The sequence below is a fragment of the Brevundimonas sp. UBA4553 genome (assembly GCF_002387245.1).
Taxonomy (GTDB): Bacteria; Pseudomonadota; Alphaproteobacteria; order Caulobacterales; family Caulobacteraceae; genus Brevundimonas.
Window position 1 is genome coordinate 31,698 of sequence record NZ_DGLD01000010.1, and the last position, 14,703, is coordinate 46,400.

The 14,703-nt window shown below is 68.5% G+C and carries 10 protein-coding genes; 5 read left to right on the top strand and 5 right to left on the bottom strand.

The features are described 5' to 3' along the window. Positions 1-84 precede the first annotated feature (84 nt). The 4 genes from nagE to B4A39_RS06110 form a co-directional block, all read right to left on the bottom strand. Positions 85-1,761, bottom strand: a complete 1,677-nt coding sequence (gene nagE, locus B4A39_RS06095; protein ID WP_292034374.1) for an N-acetylglucosamine-specific PTS transporter subunit IIBC — start codon at positions 1,759-1,761, stop codon at positions 85-87. Then, a complete protein-coding gene (gene ptsP / locus B4A39_RS06100; protein ID WP_292034376.1) occupies positions 1,758-4,298 on the bottom strand; it encodes a phosphoenolpyruvate--protein phosphotransferase in 2,541 nt (846 codons plus the stop codon). The genes nagE and ptsP overlap by 4 nt, the downstream gene beginning before the upstream one ends. Then, positions 4,298-6,436 carry a family 20 glycosylhydrolase gene (locus tag B4A39_RS06105; RefSeq protein WP_292034379.1) on the bottom strand — a complete coding sequence of 713 codons (2,139 nt, stop codon included), beginning with the start codon at positions 6,434-6,436 and terminating at the stop codon, positions 4,298-4,300. Before B4A39_RS06105 ends, ptsP begins: the two co-directional genes overlap by 1 nt. A 124-nt stretch (positions 6,437-6,560) precedes the next feature. Next, positions 6,561-9,305, bottom strand: coding sequence for a TonB-dependent receptor (locus B4A39_RS06110; protein WP_292034380.1), 2,745 nt, complete (start codon positions 9,303-9,305; stop codon positions 6,561-6,563). Positions 9,306-9,554: 249 nt separating this feature from the next. Between B4A39_RS06110 and B4A39_RS06115 the strand changes: the two genes are divergently transcribed. The 3 genes from B4A39_RS06115 to nagA are packed head-to-tail and all read left to right on the top strand — an operon-like array spanning position 9,555 to position 12,483. Continuing rightward, positions 9,555-10,295, top strand: a complete 741-nt coding sequence (locus B4A39_RS06115; RefSeq protein WP_292034382.1) for a GntR family transcriptional regulator — start codon at positions 9,555-9,557, stop codon at positions 10,293-10,295. Further along, on the top strand, positions 10,295-11,326 hold the full coding sequence (locus B4A39_RS06120) for an SIS domain-containing protein (RefSeq protein ID WP_292034385.1): 1,032 nt from the start codon (positions 10,295-10,297) through the stop codon (positions 11,324-11,326). The genes B4A39_RS06115 and B4A39_RS06120 overlap by 1 nt, the downstream gene beginning before the upstream one ends. Further along, positions 11,326-12,483 carry an N-acetylglucosamine-6-phosphate deacetylase gene (nagA, locus tag B4A39_RS06125; protein ID WP_292034387.1) on the top strand — a complete coding sequence of 386 codons (1,158 nt, stop codon included), beginning with the start codon at positions 11,326-11,328 and terminating at the stop codon, positions 12,481-12,483. The genes B4A39_RS06120 and nagA overlap by 1 nt, the downstream gene beginning before the upstream one ends. Before the next feature lie 3 nt (positions 12,484-12,486). Here nagA and B4A39_RS06130 read toward each other — a convergent pair whose 3' ends face one another. Beyond that, a complete protein-coding gene (locus B4A39_RS06130) occupies positions 12,487-12,702 on the bottom strand; it encodes a DUF4287 domain-containing protein (RefSeq protein ID WP_292034389.1) in 216 nt (71 codons plus the stop codon). A 127-nt stretch (positions 12,703-12,829) separates the two neighbouring features. Between B4A39_RS06130 and B4A39_RS06135 the strand changes: the two genes are divergently transcribed. Together B4A39_RS06135 and B4A39_RS06140 are read left to right on the top strand one after the other, a co-directional pair. Continuing rightward, positions 12,830-13,849, top strand: a complete 1,020-nt coding sequence (locus B4A39_RS06135; protein WP_292034390.1) for a UbiA family prenyltransferase — start codon at positions 12,830-12,832, stop codon at positions 13,847-13,849. Between the two features lie 20 nt (positions 13,850-13,869). After that, a complete protein-coding gene (locus B4A39_RS06140; RefSeq protein ID WP_292034392.1) occupies positions 13,870-14,700 on the top strand; it encodes an RsiV family protein in 831 nt (276 codons plus the stop codon). Positions 14,701-14,703: the final 3 nt, after the last annotated feature.

Below are 14,703 nucleotides of genomic sequence, written 5' to 3' on the forward strand. Positions count from 1 at the left end.
TGGAAAGGGTTCGGACGCCGTGCGGTTCCCGGCGGCGAGTCTTGGCGCCCTGTGCAGCGCCAGGCCGAAGCAGAAGACGCGGCGCTAGAAACCCAGCAGTTGCAGGCTGCGATCGCCGGTGCGGGCGAAGCCGCGGGGGGCCAGGGTCCGCAAGGCCGCCAGATCGATCGGATCGGATGAGGCCAGTCGAACACACAGGCGCCCCGCCCTGGCGCTGACCTCGGCGACATTGTCGGCGCCGCCGAGGGCGTCCATCAGCGGACGTGACAGGGTCGGGCGGCGCTCTTGACCGCTGGCAGGGGCTTCCGTCCGTGCGCCGGGGACGGCGATCAGGTGTCTGATCTCGTCGGCCACAGCGTCGGCGATCGGTCCCAGCACGACCTGCAACTGATTGGGGCCGGGGGCGATGACGCCGCGCGCGCCCAGCCGCTTCAGCCCCGCCTCGTCGATCGCTTCGCGCGAGCGTATCTCCAGCCGCAGACGCGTGGTGCAGGCGGCGACGGCCTTCAGATTGCCCGCCCCGCCCAGCGCCGCGACGAAGCCGCCGGCCCGGCCGCCCGCGACCTCCCCGGTCCCGACTGCGACGGCCGGCTCGTCTTCACGCCCAGGTGTCTTCAGGTTCAGGACCGAGATGGCGACGCGGAACAGGCCGTAATAGAGCCCGGCGTAGATCAGGCCGACCGGCAGCAGCACCCAGGGACGCGTCGAACGACCATAGTTCAGCACATAGTCGAACAGGCCCGCCGAAAAGGTGAAGCCCAGCCGCGATCCCAACAAATCCATCACCACCATCGACACGCCGGTCAGCACCGCGTGGATGGCGTAGAGGACGGGCGCCAGGAACATGAAGGTGAACTCGATCGGCTCGGTCACCCCGGTCAGAAAGGCGGTCAGCGCCAGGGAGAAGAGCATCCCCCCGACCTCCTTGCGACGCTCGGGCCGGGCGGCGTGGTACATGGCCAGGCAGGCGGCGGGCAGTCCGAACATCATGACGGGGAAGAAGCCGCTCATGAAGACGCCCGCACTGGGATCGCCCGCGAAGAAGCGGTTCAGGTCTCCGGTCGCGCCGTTGTAGTCGCCGACGATGAACCAGGCGACGTTGTTCAGGATATGGTGCAGACCGGTGACGATCAGCAGTCGGTTCAGCGCGCCATAGACGAACAGGCCGAACTCGCCCGAGCCGACCACGGCGCGACTGAAGACGTCGATGGCGTGGTCGATGCCCGCGAACGTCAGGCCCACCGCCGCCGCCACCGCCAGCCCCGCCACCCCCGCCACGATCGGGACGAAGCGGCGCCCGGCGAAGAAGGCCAGGTAGTCGGGCAGCTTGAAGGTCGAAAAGCGGTTGTAGCAGGCTCCGGCGATCAGGCCGGCGACGATGCCTATGGGTACACCCAGCCGCGCCAGGGCCTGGTCCTTGAAGGCCTTGGACGCCGCGTCCGCCGCGTCGCCGGTCAGACCGGCGACCACCTCGGGCGGGACCGCCAGCAGCACCTTGGACGCCTCGACCGAGATCAGGAAGCAGACCACGCCCGCCAGGCCGGCCGCCCCGTTGTTGTCCCTGGCCAGACCGACCGCCACGCCGACCGCGAACAGCAGACCCAGGTTGGCGAACACCGCCTGCCCCGCCGCCGAGATGAAGGCGATGTCGAGCAGGTCCGGCTGCCCCAGACGCAACAACAGCCCCGCAACCGGCAGGACGGCGATAGGCAGCATCAGGGCCCGGCCGAGCGGCTGCAGGCTGGACAGTCCGATCTTCATGCGACCGCTCCGACGACGCGAGATTTCAACAGTGCGGCCAGACGGTCGTCGGCCAGGGCGCGCACGGCCTCGGCGCTGTCCAGCGTCAGGGCCTGTCCCGCCAGCTGGCGACAGTCGGCCAGGGTCAGGCCGCGCACCGCTGCCTTGATCTCCGCCACCATGGACGGCGTGGCCGACAGCTCGGTGACGCCGAGACCGATCAGGATGGGCGCAGCCAGCAGGTCCGAGGCCAGCCCGCCGCAGACGCCGATCCAGCGCGTATCGGCGGCGCCCGTCGCCGCCTGGGCGATCAGGCGCAGCACCGCCGGATGCAGGCTGTCCAACTGCGCGGCCAGATGGGCGTTCTGCCGATCCATGGCCAGCGCATACTGGGTCAGGTCATTGGTGCCGATCGAGATGAAGTCGATGTGTGGGGCCAGCAGATCGGCGGTCATGGCCGCCGCCGGGGTCTCGATCATCACCCCCAGCAGGGGCGCGGCCCAGCCCGTCTCGGAGGCTGCGATGTCCAGCAGGGCGCGAACCTGACGCACCTCGGACGCCGAGGCGATCATCGGCAACATGACGGCGACTGTTCCGCTGGACCGCACCCGGCAGACAGCCCGCAACTGGGTCAGCAGAAGGTCTGGTCGGTGCAGGCCCGTGCGTATACCACGCAGACCCAGCGCCGGATTGTCCTCATGCGGCATGGGCAGGTAGGGCAAGGGCTTGTCGCCGCCCGCATCCAGAGTGCGGATGACCAGAGGCCGCCCGTCCAGAGCGTCGGCGATGGCCTGATACTGGGCCAGTTGCTCGTCCTCGGTCGGGGCGCTCTGCCGCTCCAGGAAAAGGAATTCGGTGCGCAGCAAGCCGCATCCCTCGGCGCCCCCGGCCACGGCGGGCGCGGCCTCTGACACGTCGCCCAGATTGGCGAAGACCTCGATCCGAACACCATCGGCGGTGCGGCAATCCTCGGCGGCCAGGGCGCGGGCCTCGGCGCGACGGCGGTCGCGCGCGGCGGCGGCGCTCTGGGCCCGGGCCTGCCGTGCGGCGGATGGATTGGCGACCAGGCGCCGGCCGTCGGCGTCCAGAACCACCAGGGCGCCGTCCTCAATGCGGTCCAGACCCGATCCGACGGCGACCAGCGCCGGCACGCCCATGGCGGCGGCCAGGATGGCGACGTGCGACGTCGGCCCGCCGCGTGCGGTGCACAGCCCCGCCACCTTGACCGCGTCCAGCGCGATCAGTTGCGACGGCAGAAGGTCGTCGGCCAGGATGACCGACCCGGCCCCCAGCACCACAGGCGCGGCCGCAGCCTCGCCCGACAGCTCGACCAGAACCTGACGCTCCAGATCCATCAGGTCGTCGGCGCGTTCGGCCGTGCGGGCGTCGCCCAGCGACCGGAACAGGGCCACGCCGCCTTGGGTCGCCGTGCGCCAGGCGAAGCTCGCGCTGCGGCCCGCCTCGATCGCTTCCTGCGCCGTGGCCAGCAGGCCGGGATCATCGAGGAAGGCCAGATGGGCGGCCAGAATGGCGCGGCGATGGGCGCCGCCTGACGCGACCGAGGCTTCGATCCGGCTGCGCACGGCGCCCAGGGCCTGTTGCAGCGCCGCCTGTTCCAGCCTGACGCCGCGACCATGTTCAGGCGTGACGATCTCGGCCTGACGCAGATGCACCGCGCGACCGACCGCCAGCCCCGGCGCCGCGGTGACGCCCGAAAAGATCAGTTCGCCGTCCTCGCCCGAGGCGGGGCCGGCCTGCGCGACCGGCGTTTCGACGGCGGGCGCGGCGTGGGCGGCTTCCCCGCCCTCGCCCAGCCCGGACGCGATCAGGGCGGCGACGGCGTCCAGCGCCGCCTCAGCCTTTGGCCCGCTGGCGCTGACGGTAAGAGCGTCGCCGTCCTTGAGCCCCAGGGTCATCATGGCCGTCAGGCTGGCGGCGTCGGCGCTGCGATCACCGAGCGTCAGGCTCACCCTGGCGTCAAAGCTCCTGGCGCAGGCGACGATACGCGAGGCCGGGCGCGCGTGCAGGCCGTGCGGCAAGGGGGCGCGCACCGTTCGGGTCAGCACCGCCGCGCCGCCGCCGGCCGTGACGGCGGCGGCTTTCGCCGCCCGCACGCTCATGATCGGCTCCCCCGCCTCGACCAGGCGACTCAGCGGCGACAGTCGAACCTCGCCCTCGCTGACCAGGAGGATCGGCGAGATCAGGCTCTTGGCAGCCGCCGCGACGACCTCAAGATCCATCGTCAGGAGCGGATCGCCGGTCGTCACCCGCGCGCCCTCGACGACATGGGCGGTGAAGCCCGCCCCCTCCAAAGCCACCGTATCCAGCCCAAGGTGGATCAGGATTTCAGGCCCCGCGTCCGCGCGCACGCTGATCGCGTGACCGGTGCGGGCCAGGCTCGACACCACGCCGTCAAACGGCGCTCGCACCGTCATGCCCGTCGGATCGATAGCCAGGCCTTCGCCGACCATGCGCCCGGCGAAGGCGGCGTCCGGAACCTCGTCCAGCGAACACACCCAGCCGTCGATCGGGGCGTGGACGATCAGTTCAGCCGTCATCAGTCGTTCTCGCGCTGGACGGCGTCGGACACGCGCACCCAGTCGACGCCCCACATCGGGTCCAGCTCTTTCTGAGTGAACTTCAGACACAGGTCGTGCTGGCCGGCGCGGGCCGGAAGCCGGCCCAAGAGCACGGTGATCCCGTCGTCGCCCGCCGCCTCGGCCAGAGGAATGACCAGAGCCGGTTCGCCCTCGCAGCCATCGATGCGCACCTCCAGTTCGCCGTGCGGCGTCCGCGGCGTCCCCAGCCGGATCTTGTCGCGGTCGGCGCCGATCTGGAAGTTGAAAGGAACCTGGCCGACGGCGGCCTCGAAACGCAGCCCCCGGGTCAGATCCGCCGACTGATAGATCCAGCAAGGGTTCAGGATGTCCATCAGCAGAGCCGGACGCTCGCCTTCCAGCGGGGCGTCATCGATCAGCGACAGCGGCAGAGCCGCGGTGCACAGCTTCATCTGATGGTCATAGCGTCGCTGGCCGTCGGCGGGCGGCGCGGCGGGAACTTCGGTCAGCCCGCTGGTCGCATAGTCGATGCCCAGCATGCGATAGCGGGCCAGTTGCGGGTCCAGTCGGACACGGAAATCGGCGAAGTCCATCCGCTCGTGCGGGGTCCAGGCCATTTCCGCCAGGGCCGAGATGCGCGGGAAGGCCTGATACTCGACCCGGTCCTCGGTCCGCATGTGTTCCGTGAAAAGGTTGCCCTGCACCCCCAGGACGCGACGCGCCTGTTCCGGGGTCAGCACGTCCGGCGTCGGATCGAAGCTGTAGACGTCGCGAAGGGTCGAAGTGAAGCCGCGCCCGGGCGCCCCGTCGTCCGCGCTCTGGCGGTTATCCAGATACAGAACCGGCGCCGGCGACATCACCGTGTCGTGGCCCAGACGCGCCGCCTCGATGGCGCCCTCGACGCCGCGCCAGGACATGACGCTGGCGTTCGGATTGATGCCGCCCTCCAGGATTTCATCCCATCCGATCATGCGGCGACCGTGGTCGTTCAGGCGCTTCTCCAGACGCGCCACGAACCAGGACTGCAGCTTCTCTTCGTCCGCCAGACCCAGTTCGCGCATCCTTTCCTGCACGCGAGGCGAGGCCTTCCACTGATCCTTGACCGCTTCGTCGCCGCCGATGTGGACGTATTCCGAGGGGAAGAGATCGACCACCTCGTCCATGACGTTTTCGAAGAAGACCAGGGTCGCTTCCTCGACGTTGAACAGGGTCGGATAGACGCCCCAGTCGGCGGGCACGGCCGGAACGGCTGCGCCGGGCACGTCGGTCACGCCCAGTTCGGGATAGGCGGCGATCGCCGCGCTGGCGTGGCCGGGCACGTCGACCTCCGGCACCACGACGATGTTGCGGGCGGCGGCATAGGCGACGATGTCGCGCACTTCGTCCTGGGTATAGATTCCGCCGTACAGGCGGGGGCGCCCGGTCGCCGGATCGATGTCCTTCTGCGCCGCCGCACCGGCGTGGACACGCCAGCCGCCGACCTCCGTCAGTTTGGGGTAGCGCTTGATCTCCAACCGCCAGGCCTGGTCGTCGGTCAGGTGCCAGTGGAAGACGTTCAGCTTGTGCAGGGCCATCCAGTCGATGAAACCCTTGATGAAGGCCGGCGACTGATAGTGGCGGGCTGAATCCAGCATGACGCCGCGCCAGCCAAAGCGCGGCGCGTCGGCGATGGCGACGGCGGGTATGGTCGCATCCCCCTGGCCCGCCTCGGCGGTGGCCAGTTGCCACAGGCTGATGGAGCCGTAGAGAAGCCCGCCGAAATCGCTGGCGGTGATGACCGCTCCGCGCGGGCCGACGTCCAGCCGGTAGGCGTCGGCGGCCGACCCGTCAGCGCGACGAAAGACCACGGCTCCCGGCGTTTCGTCTCCCTCGCGCACCGCTAGGCGCAGGCCGCGCGTACGCTGCATCAGGTCGGCGAAATAGGTCGCGGCGCGCATCGCCTCGGCGTCGCCGCGCGGCACGATCAGGGCGGCGCCGTCGATCAGCACGAAAGCGCCCGCCGCCGGGGTTACGGTGGCGGGACGCGGGATCACGGACCCGACCGGCGCCTCGGCCATGACGGCCGGCGCCACGGCCAGGGTCAGCATGAGCGTCAGCACCGGGGCGAACGCCTTCGCCGATCGAACGACCTGGATCATACGCAGTCTCGCATCAAAGAAGCGCGCGGGACGTAAACGCCCCGCGCCAGTCTGGCCTCAGGAGAAGGCCTTGGCGATAGGCGGAACGGAGGACGACGAACGCCGCCCTCCGAACGCGGCGTCCTCAGAAGGCGACGCTCAGCGTCGCCATCAGCTTGCGGCCGGTGCGATAGACGCCCCGCGGCAGGCTGACCGTATTGGCGTAGGCGTAGTATTCGCTGTCCAGCAGGTTCTGGCCGGACACCGTCAGGCTGACCTTCTCGTTGAAGGCGTAGCCCGCCGTCGCATCCAGACCCGTGTAGGCCCGGACGTACATCTGGTCGCCACGATCCAGGCCAGTGAAATACTTGGACCGCCAGGTGTAGGTCGCCCGCACCGAGAAGGGACCCGACTCGAAGAAGGGGCTGATGTTGACCTGGTGCTTCGAGTTGAAGGGCAGATCGCTGCCGTTGTCGGCGCTGCCGTCCACCAGGGTGTAGTTGGCCAGCAGCCCCAGACCATAGGCGTAGGTTTGCTGATAGGCGACGGACAGCCCCTTCAGCTCGGCCGAACCGGCGTTGGTCGGACGGCTGATCTGATAGGTGGTGGGCTTGTTCTGCGCCTGGTTGAAGTGGGTCTCGGGCGCCGTCGCCTGCAGGATGTAGTTGTCGATGTCCTTGTAGAAGATCTCGCCCGACAGAATGGCGTCAGGCGCGAAATACCATTCGACCGCGGCGTTCAGGTTGGTCGACTTGTACGGGTCCAGGTCCGGGTTGCCGCCGCCGCCGGTCAGGATCTGATCCGACAGCCAGAAGTAGTTGGACATGTCGGCGTAGTTGGGACGGGCGATCACCTTCGCCGCCGCCAGGCGGACGATCACGTCGTCCGTCGCATTGATCGCCAGGTTCACGCTGGGCAGGAAGTCGTCGTATTCCTTGGTGCGGACGTTCCATTCCCAGTCGGCCGCGGTGGTGCCGCAACCGCTGGCGGTCTGGTTGACGCAGACATAGCCGCCGCTCTCGGACTCGGTGCGAACGTAGCGCAGGCCCACGTTGCCGCGCACCCGATCATTCTCGAAATCGGCCTGGCCGTAGAGGGCGTTGATCGTCTCCTGGACGTTCCAGTTCTGAGCCGTGAACTCGGCGTTGCCGAAGATGGTCGGCACCGGCGCGGGCTGCCAGGGGCGCAGATATTCGCCGTTCTCGATATAGTCGGCCAGGGCCGCGCCATCGATGCGGAAACGGGTCTTCATCTGATCGTTGGCGCCGTCGAAGCCGTCCAGATAGTTGCCCGGCACCTGGCTGGGGCTGAACATCGAGGCGCTGTCAGGCGCGCCGTAAATCTGGACCGTCACGCCCGACATCTTCTGATCGGTCTCGTGCTTGCGGTATTTGTAGCCGAACTGAAGTCGGCTGAAGAAGCCGTCGCGATCGAAGCCGAGGTCAGCCTGGGCGTAGGTTTCCTCATCCATGGTCGGCTTTGAGACGATGTTGCCGCCCCAGCCGGCGTTGTAGCCCGTCGGTCCGACCGACGGATCGCCGCCGCCCCAGCCGCCGTCGAACGAGAACTTCGAAGCGTCGTTCAGGACATTGCCGTTGGCGTAGCTCAGAACGCCCGGCGAACCCGGCGCCCCGGTGAAGTCGACCGTGTAATCCGCCCAGTTCAGGAACTCTCCGAACAGCTGGCGCTGCGTGCCGCCGTCGGCCTTGGTGTAGCCGATGTCGCCTGACAAGTCCCAACCAGCGCCGGTGTACTTGCCGTCCAGATGGTAGCTGTCCGAGGTCATCGCCGCCTCGCGATACTGGATGTCCAGCACGCTCAACGCGTTCTTGAACGAGGCCTTGGTGATGACGTTGTCGTCGACCTGGATGTCGGTCAGCGCGCCCAGGCTGTTCCAGGTGTTGCCCTGGAAGGCGAACAGGGCCTGGTTGATGTTGTCATAGGTGGCGTCGACGCGCAGCCAGTCGAAGTTCAGGTCCAGGCTGTCGTTGGGACGATACTGCAGCGCCACGGTATAGCTGTTGCGCTCGCGTTGCTGCTCGAAGAAGTGCGTGCCGAAGGAGTTCAGGCCCTTGGCGTTCGGGTTGGCCAGCAGGGTGGTGGCGCAGGCCCCGACGCAGTTGCCGTTGGCGATGGAATTGCCGCCCGGGTTCTCGGCGTTGCCGCCGTTGTAGTAGCTCGCTGGAATGGTGCCATAGGCCTCCAGCCCGTCACGCCGCAGTTCGTCGCTGGCGCGCTGGGCCGACACGATGACGCCGAAGGTGCGGTCCTCGTTACGCCAGCCGCCAAGGAGCGAGAGCTGGGCATCACCGCTCTCGGACCGATCATTGTAGAGATAGGTCACGGCCCCCGAGAGGGTGTAGCGATCCAGGTCCAGCGGACGGCGGGTCAGGACGTCGACGGTGCCGCCGATGCTGCCCTCGTCGATACGGGCCTCAGGCGTCTTGTAGACCTCGACCTTGCCGACGATCTGCGGAGCCAGCAGGGCGTAGTTGAAGGTTCGTCCCGGCTGATCGAGAATGAACCAGTCCGCCGAGGCCACCGTCTGGCCGTTCAGCAGGGTCCGGTTCAGCGCCGGGTCGGTGCCCAGGATCGAAACCTTTTCGCCTTGGCCAAACGCGCGATCGACGGTGACGCCGGGAATGATGGTGATGGCCTCGGCCACGTTCGAGCTGGGGAACTTGCCCACATCCTCGGCGGTGACGACATCGATGATGGCGTTGGCGTTGCGCTTGGTGGCGATGGACTGCTGCAGCGAGGCGCGGATGCCGGTGACGACCACTTCGTCCACGGTCGTGACCGGGCCGCTGGCGTCCTGGGCGGCGGCGGCGCCGGCGATCAGCGCCAGGGCGCTGACAGAGCCGGCAAGCAAGGCGTGAAGGATATTCATAGCGCTGGACTCCCCTCCAGAGACCTGCCCCCGCAGGCCTGACCTACCCAATTCAAGACCAATCTGGCCCGCCCCTCTTTCGACCAGATCGAGAGAACATGGGAATTGACGGGAGAGTTTCACCAAAGCGTCGTATCTCGCAAGACCAAAATTCACATTGGGCCTAAACTTTCTCAATATTGGTCCTTGATTGGTTGCGTAACATGGGCTCTCATGAGGCGTCGGGGATGCACTCGGGGGGAGGACGTCATGCCGTTTCTTGAAGCCATCGGATCGCTGGACGCCCAACGCCCCGCGCCTCTGTACCAACAGCTGCAACAGGCCGTGCGGCAGGCCATCGAGCGCCGCGCGCTGAAGCCCGACGACGCCCTGCCGCCCGAGCGCGATCTGGCCAACGAACTATCGGTGTCCCGCATCACCATCCGCAAGGCGTTCGACGGCCTGGTGGCCGAGGGCCTGCTGACACGACGTCAGGGCGCCGGCACCTTCGTCGCTGCACGGGTCGAGAAGAGCTTCTCCAAGCTGACCTCCTTTTCAGAGGACATGGCGGCGCGCGGACGCAAAGCCACCAGTTCCTGGCTGAGCCGTAGCGAGGGCACCGTCACGCCGGAGGAATCGCTGACGCTGGGCCTCAGCCCCGGCGCGCCGGTCTATCGCTTCCACCGCATTCGCTACGCCGACGGCGCGCCGATGGCGCTGGAGTATTCGACCGTCCCGGCGTCGTGCCTCTCGGGCGTCGAGGCGGTGACCACCTCGCTCTATCAGGCCCTCGCCGTCAGCGGCCACCGGCCCAACCGCGCGCTACAACGTCTGCGCGCCGTACTGTTCAACGCCGAGCAGTGCCAGCTCCTGGGCATAGCCCCCGGCGCGCCGGGCCTGCTTATCGAGCGTCGCGCCTTCCACAACGGCGAGGCCGTGGAGGTGACCCAGTCCTATTATCGGGGCGACGCCTACGACTTCGTCGCCGAACTGAACGACGGACCCGCCTGATGCGCGCCGAAGACACCAGGATGTTCGCCGAAGCTGCGGACTCGGGACGCATCGTCGCCGCCCAGCTGGCCGCCAACGCCGGTCTTGTCGCCCGCGCCGCCAAGCGCCTGCGGATGCAGCCCCCCACCGCCGCCCTGATCTGCGGACGCGGCAGTTCGGACAACGCCGGCGTCTTCGCCCGATATCTGATCGAGACCGAGGTCGGCGTGCTGACCAGTCCCATGCCGCTGGCGGTCAGTTCGGTCTATGGCCGCACCCCGTCCATCCCGGGCGGCCTGTGCCTGGCTGTCTCCCAGTCGGGCAAGAGCCCCGACCTGGTCGCGGCGGCGGCCGCCGCCAAGGCCGGCGGGGCCTTCGTCATCGCCCTGGTCAATGTCGAGGGATCGCCCCTGAGCCAGGTGGCCGACCTGACCATCCCCCTGCGCGCCGGTCCGGAGTTGTCGGTCGCCGCGACCAAGAGTTTCATCGCCAGCCTCAGCGCCATCGCCCATCTGGTGGCGGAATGGAGCGGCGACGCCGAACTGTCGGCCGCCCTGAACGACCTGCCGCGCCTGCTGGACGCCGCCTGGGCGCAGGACTGGTCCGCGGCCCTTCCCGCCTTGACCAGCGCCGCCAGCCTCTACGTCGTCGGACGCGGGGTCGGCTTCGGCGTGGCGCGAGAGGCGGCGCTCAAGCTCAAGGAAACGTGCGGCCTGCACGCCGAGGCCTTTTCGACCGCCGAGGTCCGCCACGGCCCCATGGCCCTGGTCAAGACCGGTTTCCCCGTCCTGCTTCTGCCCCAGGCGGACGTGACGCGCGACGACGCCGAGGATCTGGCCGCCGACTTCGCCCGACGCGGGGCGCAGGTCTTCTTCGCCGGCCTTGCCACCGCGCCGGGGGTGATCTCGCTGCCCACCGTCAGCAGCCACCCGGCGCTGGAGCCTATCCTGCTGATCCAGAGTTTCTACCGTCTGGCCGCCACGCTTTCCACGGCGCGCGGGTTCGATCCCGACCACCCGCCCTACCTCAACAAGGTGACCGAGACGGTTTGATGCCCAGCCTGCTGCACAACGGACGGATTCTGGTCGACGACGCCTTCCAGGAGGGTCTGGCCCTCGTGGTCGACGGTGATCGGATCGCCGCCGTCGGCCCCGAGGCGGCCCTGCGCGCCGTTTTCCCCGAGGCGCAGGCTCATGATCTGAACGGCGACCGTCTCGTCCCGGGCTACATCGACACCCAGGTCAACGGCGGCGGCGGCGTCCTGTTCAACGACGCGCCCACAGTGGAAACCATCGCCCGCATCGGCGCGGCTCACCGCCGCTTCGGCACCACGGGCTTCCTGCCCACCCTGATCAGCGACGACCTTTCCGTCATCGACCGCGCCATTGACGCGGTGGAGCAGGCCATGGCCGAAGGCGTGCCCGGGGTGCTTGGGATTCACATCGAAGGCCCCTTCCTGAACGTCGCCCGCAAGGGCATCCATGATCCGACCAAGTTCCGCACTCTGGACCTTGAGGCCGTGCGCCTGCTGACGCGGATGAAGACCGGGCGCACCCTGATCACCTTGGCCCCCGAAATGACGACGCCGGCCATGATCGCGGCCCTGGTCGAGGGCGGGGCCGTGGTGGCCGCGGGTCATTCCGACGCCGACTATCCAACCATGCGGTCCGCTTTGGCTGCAGGCGTGACCGGATTCACCCACCTGTTCAACGCCATGTCGCCGCTGAAGAGCCGAGCGCCTGGCGTGGTCGGCGCGGCGCTGGAGAGCGCCACAGCCTGGTGCGGAATCATCGTAGACGGCCACCATGTCGATCCGGTGGTGCTGAAGCTGGCCCTTCGTTGCCGCCCGGCCGACCGCTTCATGCTGGTCACCGACGCCATGCCCAGCGTCAACGCCGAGGGCGACCACTTCTATCTGCAGGGCCGCCGCATCTCGGTCAGGGACGGCGCCTGCATGGATGAGCGTGGCGTCCTGGCCGGGTCCGATCTCGACATGGCCGCCGCCGTCCGGAATGCGCGCGACATGCTCGACCTCGACCTGCCCCAGGCCGTCATGATGGCGTCCAGCGCCCCCGCGGCCTTCCTCGGTCTGGACAGCGAACGCGGCCGCATCGCCCCCGGCTACGCCGCTGATCTGGTCCGTCTGGACCACGACCTGAATGCGGTGGAGACCTGGATCGACGGACGCCCGCTGTCACACGCCGGCTGAGGCCTACTTCAGCCCGTCTTCCGCCAGGGTGTGGGCGACGATGGCGTTGGCGTGGCCGTGGCCCATGTCGTGCTCGTCCTTGAGCAGGGTCACCAGTTCCATGTGCTTGGCCGGATAGCGGGCGCGGACCTCGGCCTTCCACTCCGCAATGGGCCGTCCGTATTTCTTCTCGATGGAAGGGAAATAGGACGCAGGGCCCTTGATCGGCTCGTCAGTCATCGGCGGCTCCCTCCCGGTTGAGGCGCCACTAAACGCAGCATCGCCGCGTCGCGCAATGGGGCTCGCATGGCGCCGGTCGGACGCAAGCCCTTCACCCCCGCCCGCCTCAGGGTCTAAGACCCATTGCATGAGCACAGCCCCGCTTCCCGACGCCGCCCGCCAGAACTGGGTGGACCGCTACGCCCCCGAGGGGCTGAAGCCGTGGCTGAAGCTGGGCCGGTTCGACCGCCCCATCGGCACATGGCTGCTGCTTCTGCCCGGCTGGCAAGGCATCATGCTGGCCCTGAACCAGTATGACCGGCCCTTTGGCGGCTATGAGCTGTGGCTGATCATCGGCTTCGCCATCGGAGCCTGCCTGATGCGCGGCGCCGGCTGCGCCGTGAACGACATCATCGACCGCGACTTCGACGCCCAAGTCGCCCGCACCGCCCTGCGCCCCATTCCAGCGGGCCAGATCAGCGTCAAGCAGGCCTGGGCCTTCGTGGCCGGCCTCAGCCTGATCAGCCTGTGCATCCTGCTGACCATGAACCTGACCTCGGTGCTGCTCGGCGCCCTGTCGCTGGGTCTGGTCGCGGCCTATCCCTTCATGAAGCGCATCACCTGGTGGCCCCAGGCCTGGCTGGGCCTGACCTTCAACTGGGGCGCCCTGCTGGGCTTCGCCGCGGCGACCGGCGGTCTGTTCTCTCTGGGCTGGCTCTATGTGCTGGAGGTGCGCGCCAGCGGCGACGCCTACTGGATGGCCGAGGGCCTGAACCAGATGGGCCACCTCGCCCTGTCGGCAGGCCTTCTCTACGCGGGCGGCCTGTTCTGGACCCTCGGCTACGACACCATCTACGCGCTTCAGGACATCGAGGACGACGCCATGGCGGGGATCAAGTCCTCGGCCCGCCGACTGGGCGCCCAGGTCAAGCCGGGCGTGGCCGTCTTCTACGCCCTCGCCGTCCTGCTGGCGGGCGCGGCGGGGTTCGCCGCCGGTCTAGGTCCCGTCTTCTACGTCGGTCTGGCCGCCTACGCGCTGCACCTGGCCTGGCAGGTGAAGCGCCTGCAGCCCGACGACGCGTCTCTCGCCCTGCGCCTGTTCAAATCAAATCGCGAGGCGGGATTGATCCTTCTGGCCGCCATAGCGTTCAACGGCCTAGCTTTCTGATCTCGCCATAGGAGTCCGGCATGATCCCCTCGCGTCCCGCTCGCATTCTGCTTGTCACCGTCGCCGTCGCGGCCTCCCTCGCCGCGTGCCAGCGCAACGAGCAGAAGGCGCCCGAGGCCTCGAAAGCCGCCGCTGCGGTCGCCGCCGACGGCCCGCTGAAATACGACAGCGCCACGCCGTGGGCCAAGGTCAGCCTGACCCTGCCGGAAGCGATCAAGACCCAGCCTGAGCTCTACGCCAGCCTCTATCGTCAGGAGGTCGCCGACCTGGGCAAGTACGCCGAGGGCGCCCAGGCCGACCGCACCGAGGCCGGCGGCGACAGCGCCATGGGCCCCTATGAGAAGACCATCGTCTACGGCGATCCGGTCCAGACCGGCCGTCTGTTCAGCGCCATGCGCACCGACTTCGACTACTCCGGCGGCGCCCACCCCAACACGGTCGCCACGGCCCTGCTGTGGGACAAGACCGAGCGCCGACGGATCACCCCGGCCGACCTCTTCGCCAAGGGCGCGGATACGGCCTCGCTGGAACGCGCCCTGTGCGACGCCGTCAACACCGCCAAGAGGGCCCGCCCCGGCGCGACGCCGGTCAAGGTCGGCGGCGACACCTGGTCCTGCCCCAAGCTGAAGGACGTGGCTGTGGTCCTCGCTCCCGGCGATGCAGCCGGCAAGGCCGGCGGCCTGACCTTCCTGCTCGACGCCTATGCGGTCGGGCCCTACGTCGAGGGCGCCTATTACCTCACCCTGCCTGCGGCCAGCTTCCAGGGCCTGCTCGCCCCGGCCTACGCCGCCGAGTTCGGCGGCAAGCCGCTGAAGACCGGCGACGTCACCAACGACCTGCGCCCGAAGTAGGAG

Coding starts and splice junctions, on each gene's coding strand:
- B4A39_RS06110 (WP_292034380.1), bottom strand. CDS start 9,305: ATGAATATCCTTCACGCCTTGCTTGCCGGCTCTGTCAGCGCCCTGGCG.
- nagE (WP_292034374.1), bottom strand. CDS start 1,761: ATGAAGATCGGACTGTCCAGCCTGCAGCCGCTCGGCCGGGCCCTGATG.
- B4A39_RS06120 (WP_292034385.1), top strand. CDS start 10,295: ATGCGCGCCGAAGACACCAGGATGTTCGCCGAAGCTGCGGACTCGGGA.
- ptsP (WP_292034376.1), bottom strand. CDS start 4,298: ATGACGGCTGAACTGATCGTCCACGCCCCGATCGACGGCTGGGTGTGT.
- nagA (WP_292034387.1), top strand. CDS start 11,326: ATGCCCAGCCTGCTGCACAACGGACGGATTCTGGTCGACGACGCCTTC.
- B4A39_RS06130 (WP_292034389.1), bottom strand. CDS start 12,702: ATGACTGACGAGCCGATCAAGGGCCCTGCGTCCTATTTCCCTTCCATC.
- B4A39_RS06115 (WP_292034382.1), top strand. CDS start 9,555: ATGCCGTTTCTTGAAGCCATCGGATCGCTGGACGCCCAACGCCCCGCG.
- B4A39_RS06140 (WP_292034392.1), top strand. CDS start 13,870: ATGATCCCCTCGCGTCCCGCTCGCATTCTGCTTGTCACCGTCGCCGTC.
- B4A39_RS06135 (WP_292034390.1), top strand. CDS start 12,830: ATGAGCACAGCCCCGCTTCCCGACGCCGCCCGCCAGAACTGGGTGGAC.
- B4A39_RS06105 (WP_292034379.1), bottom strand. CDS start 6,436: ATGATCCAGGTCGTTCGATCGGCGAAGGCGTTCGCCCCGGTGCTGACG.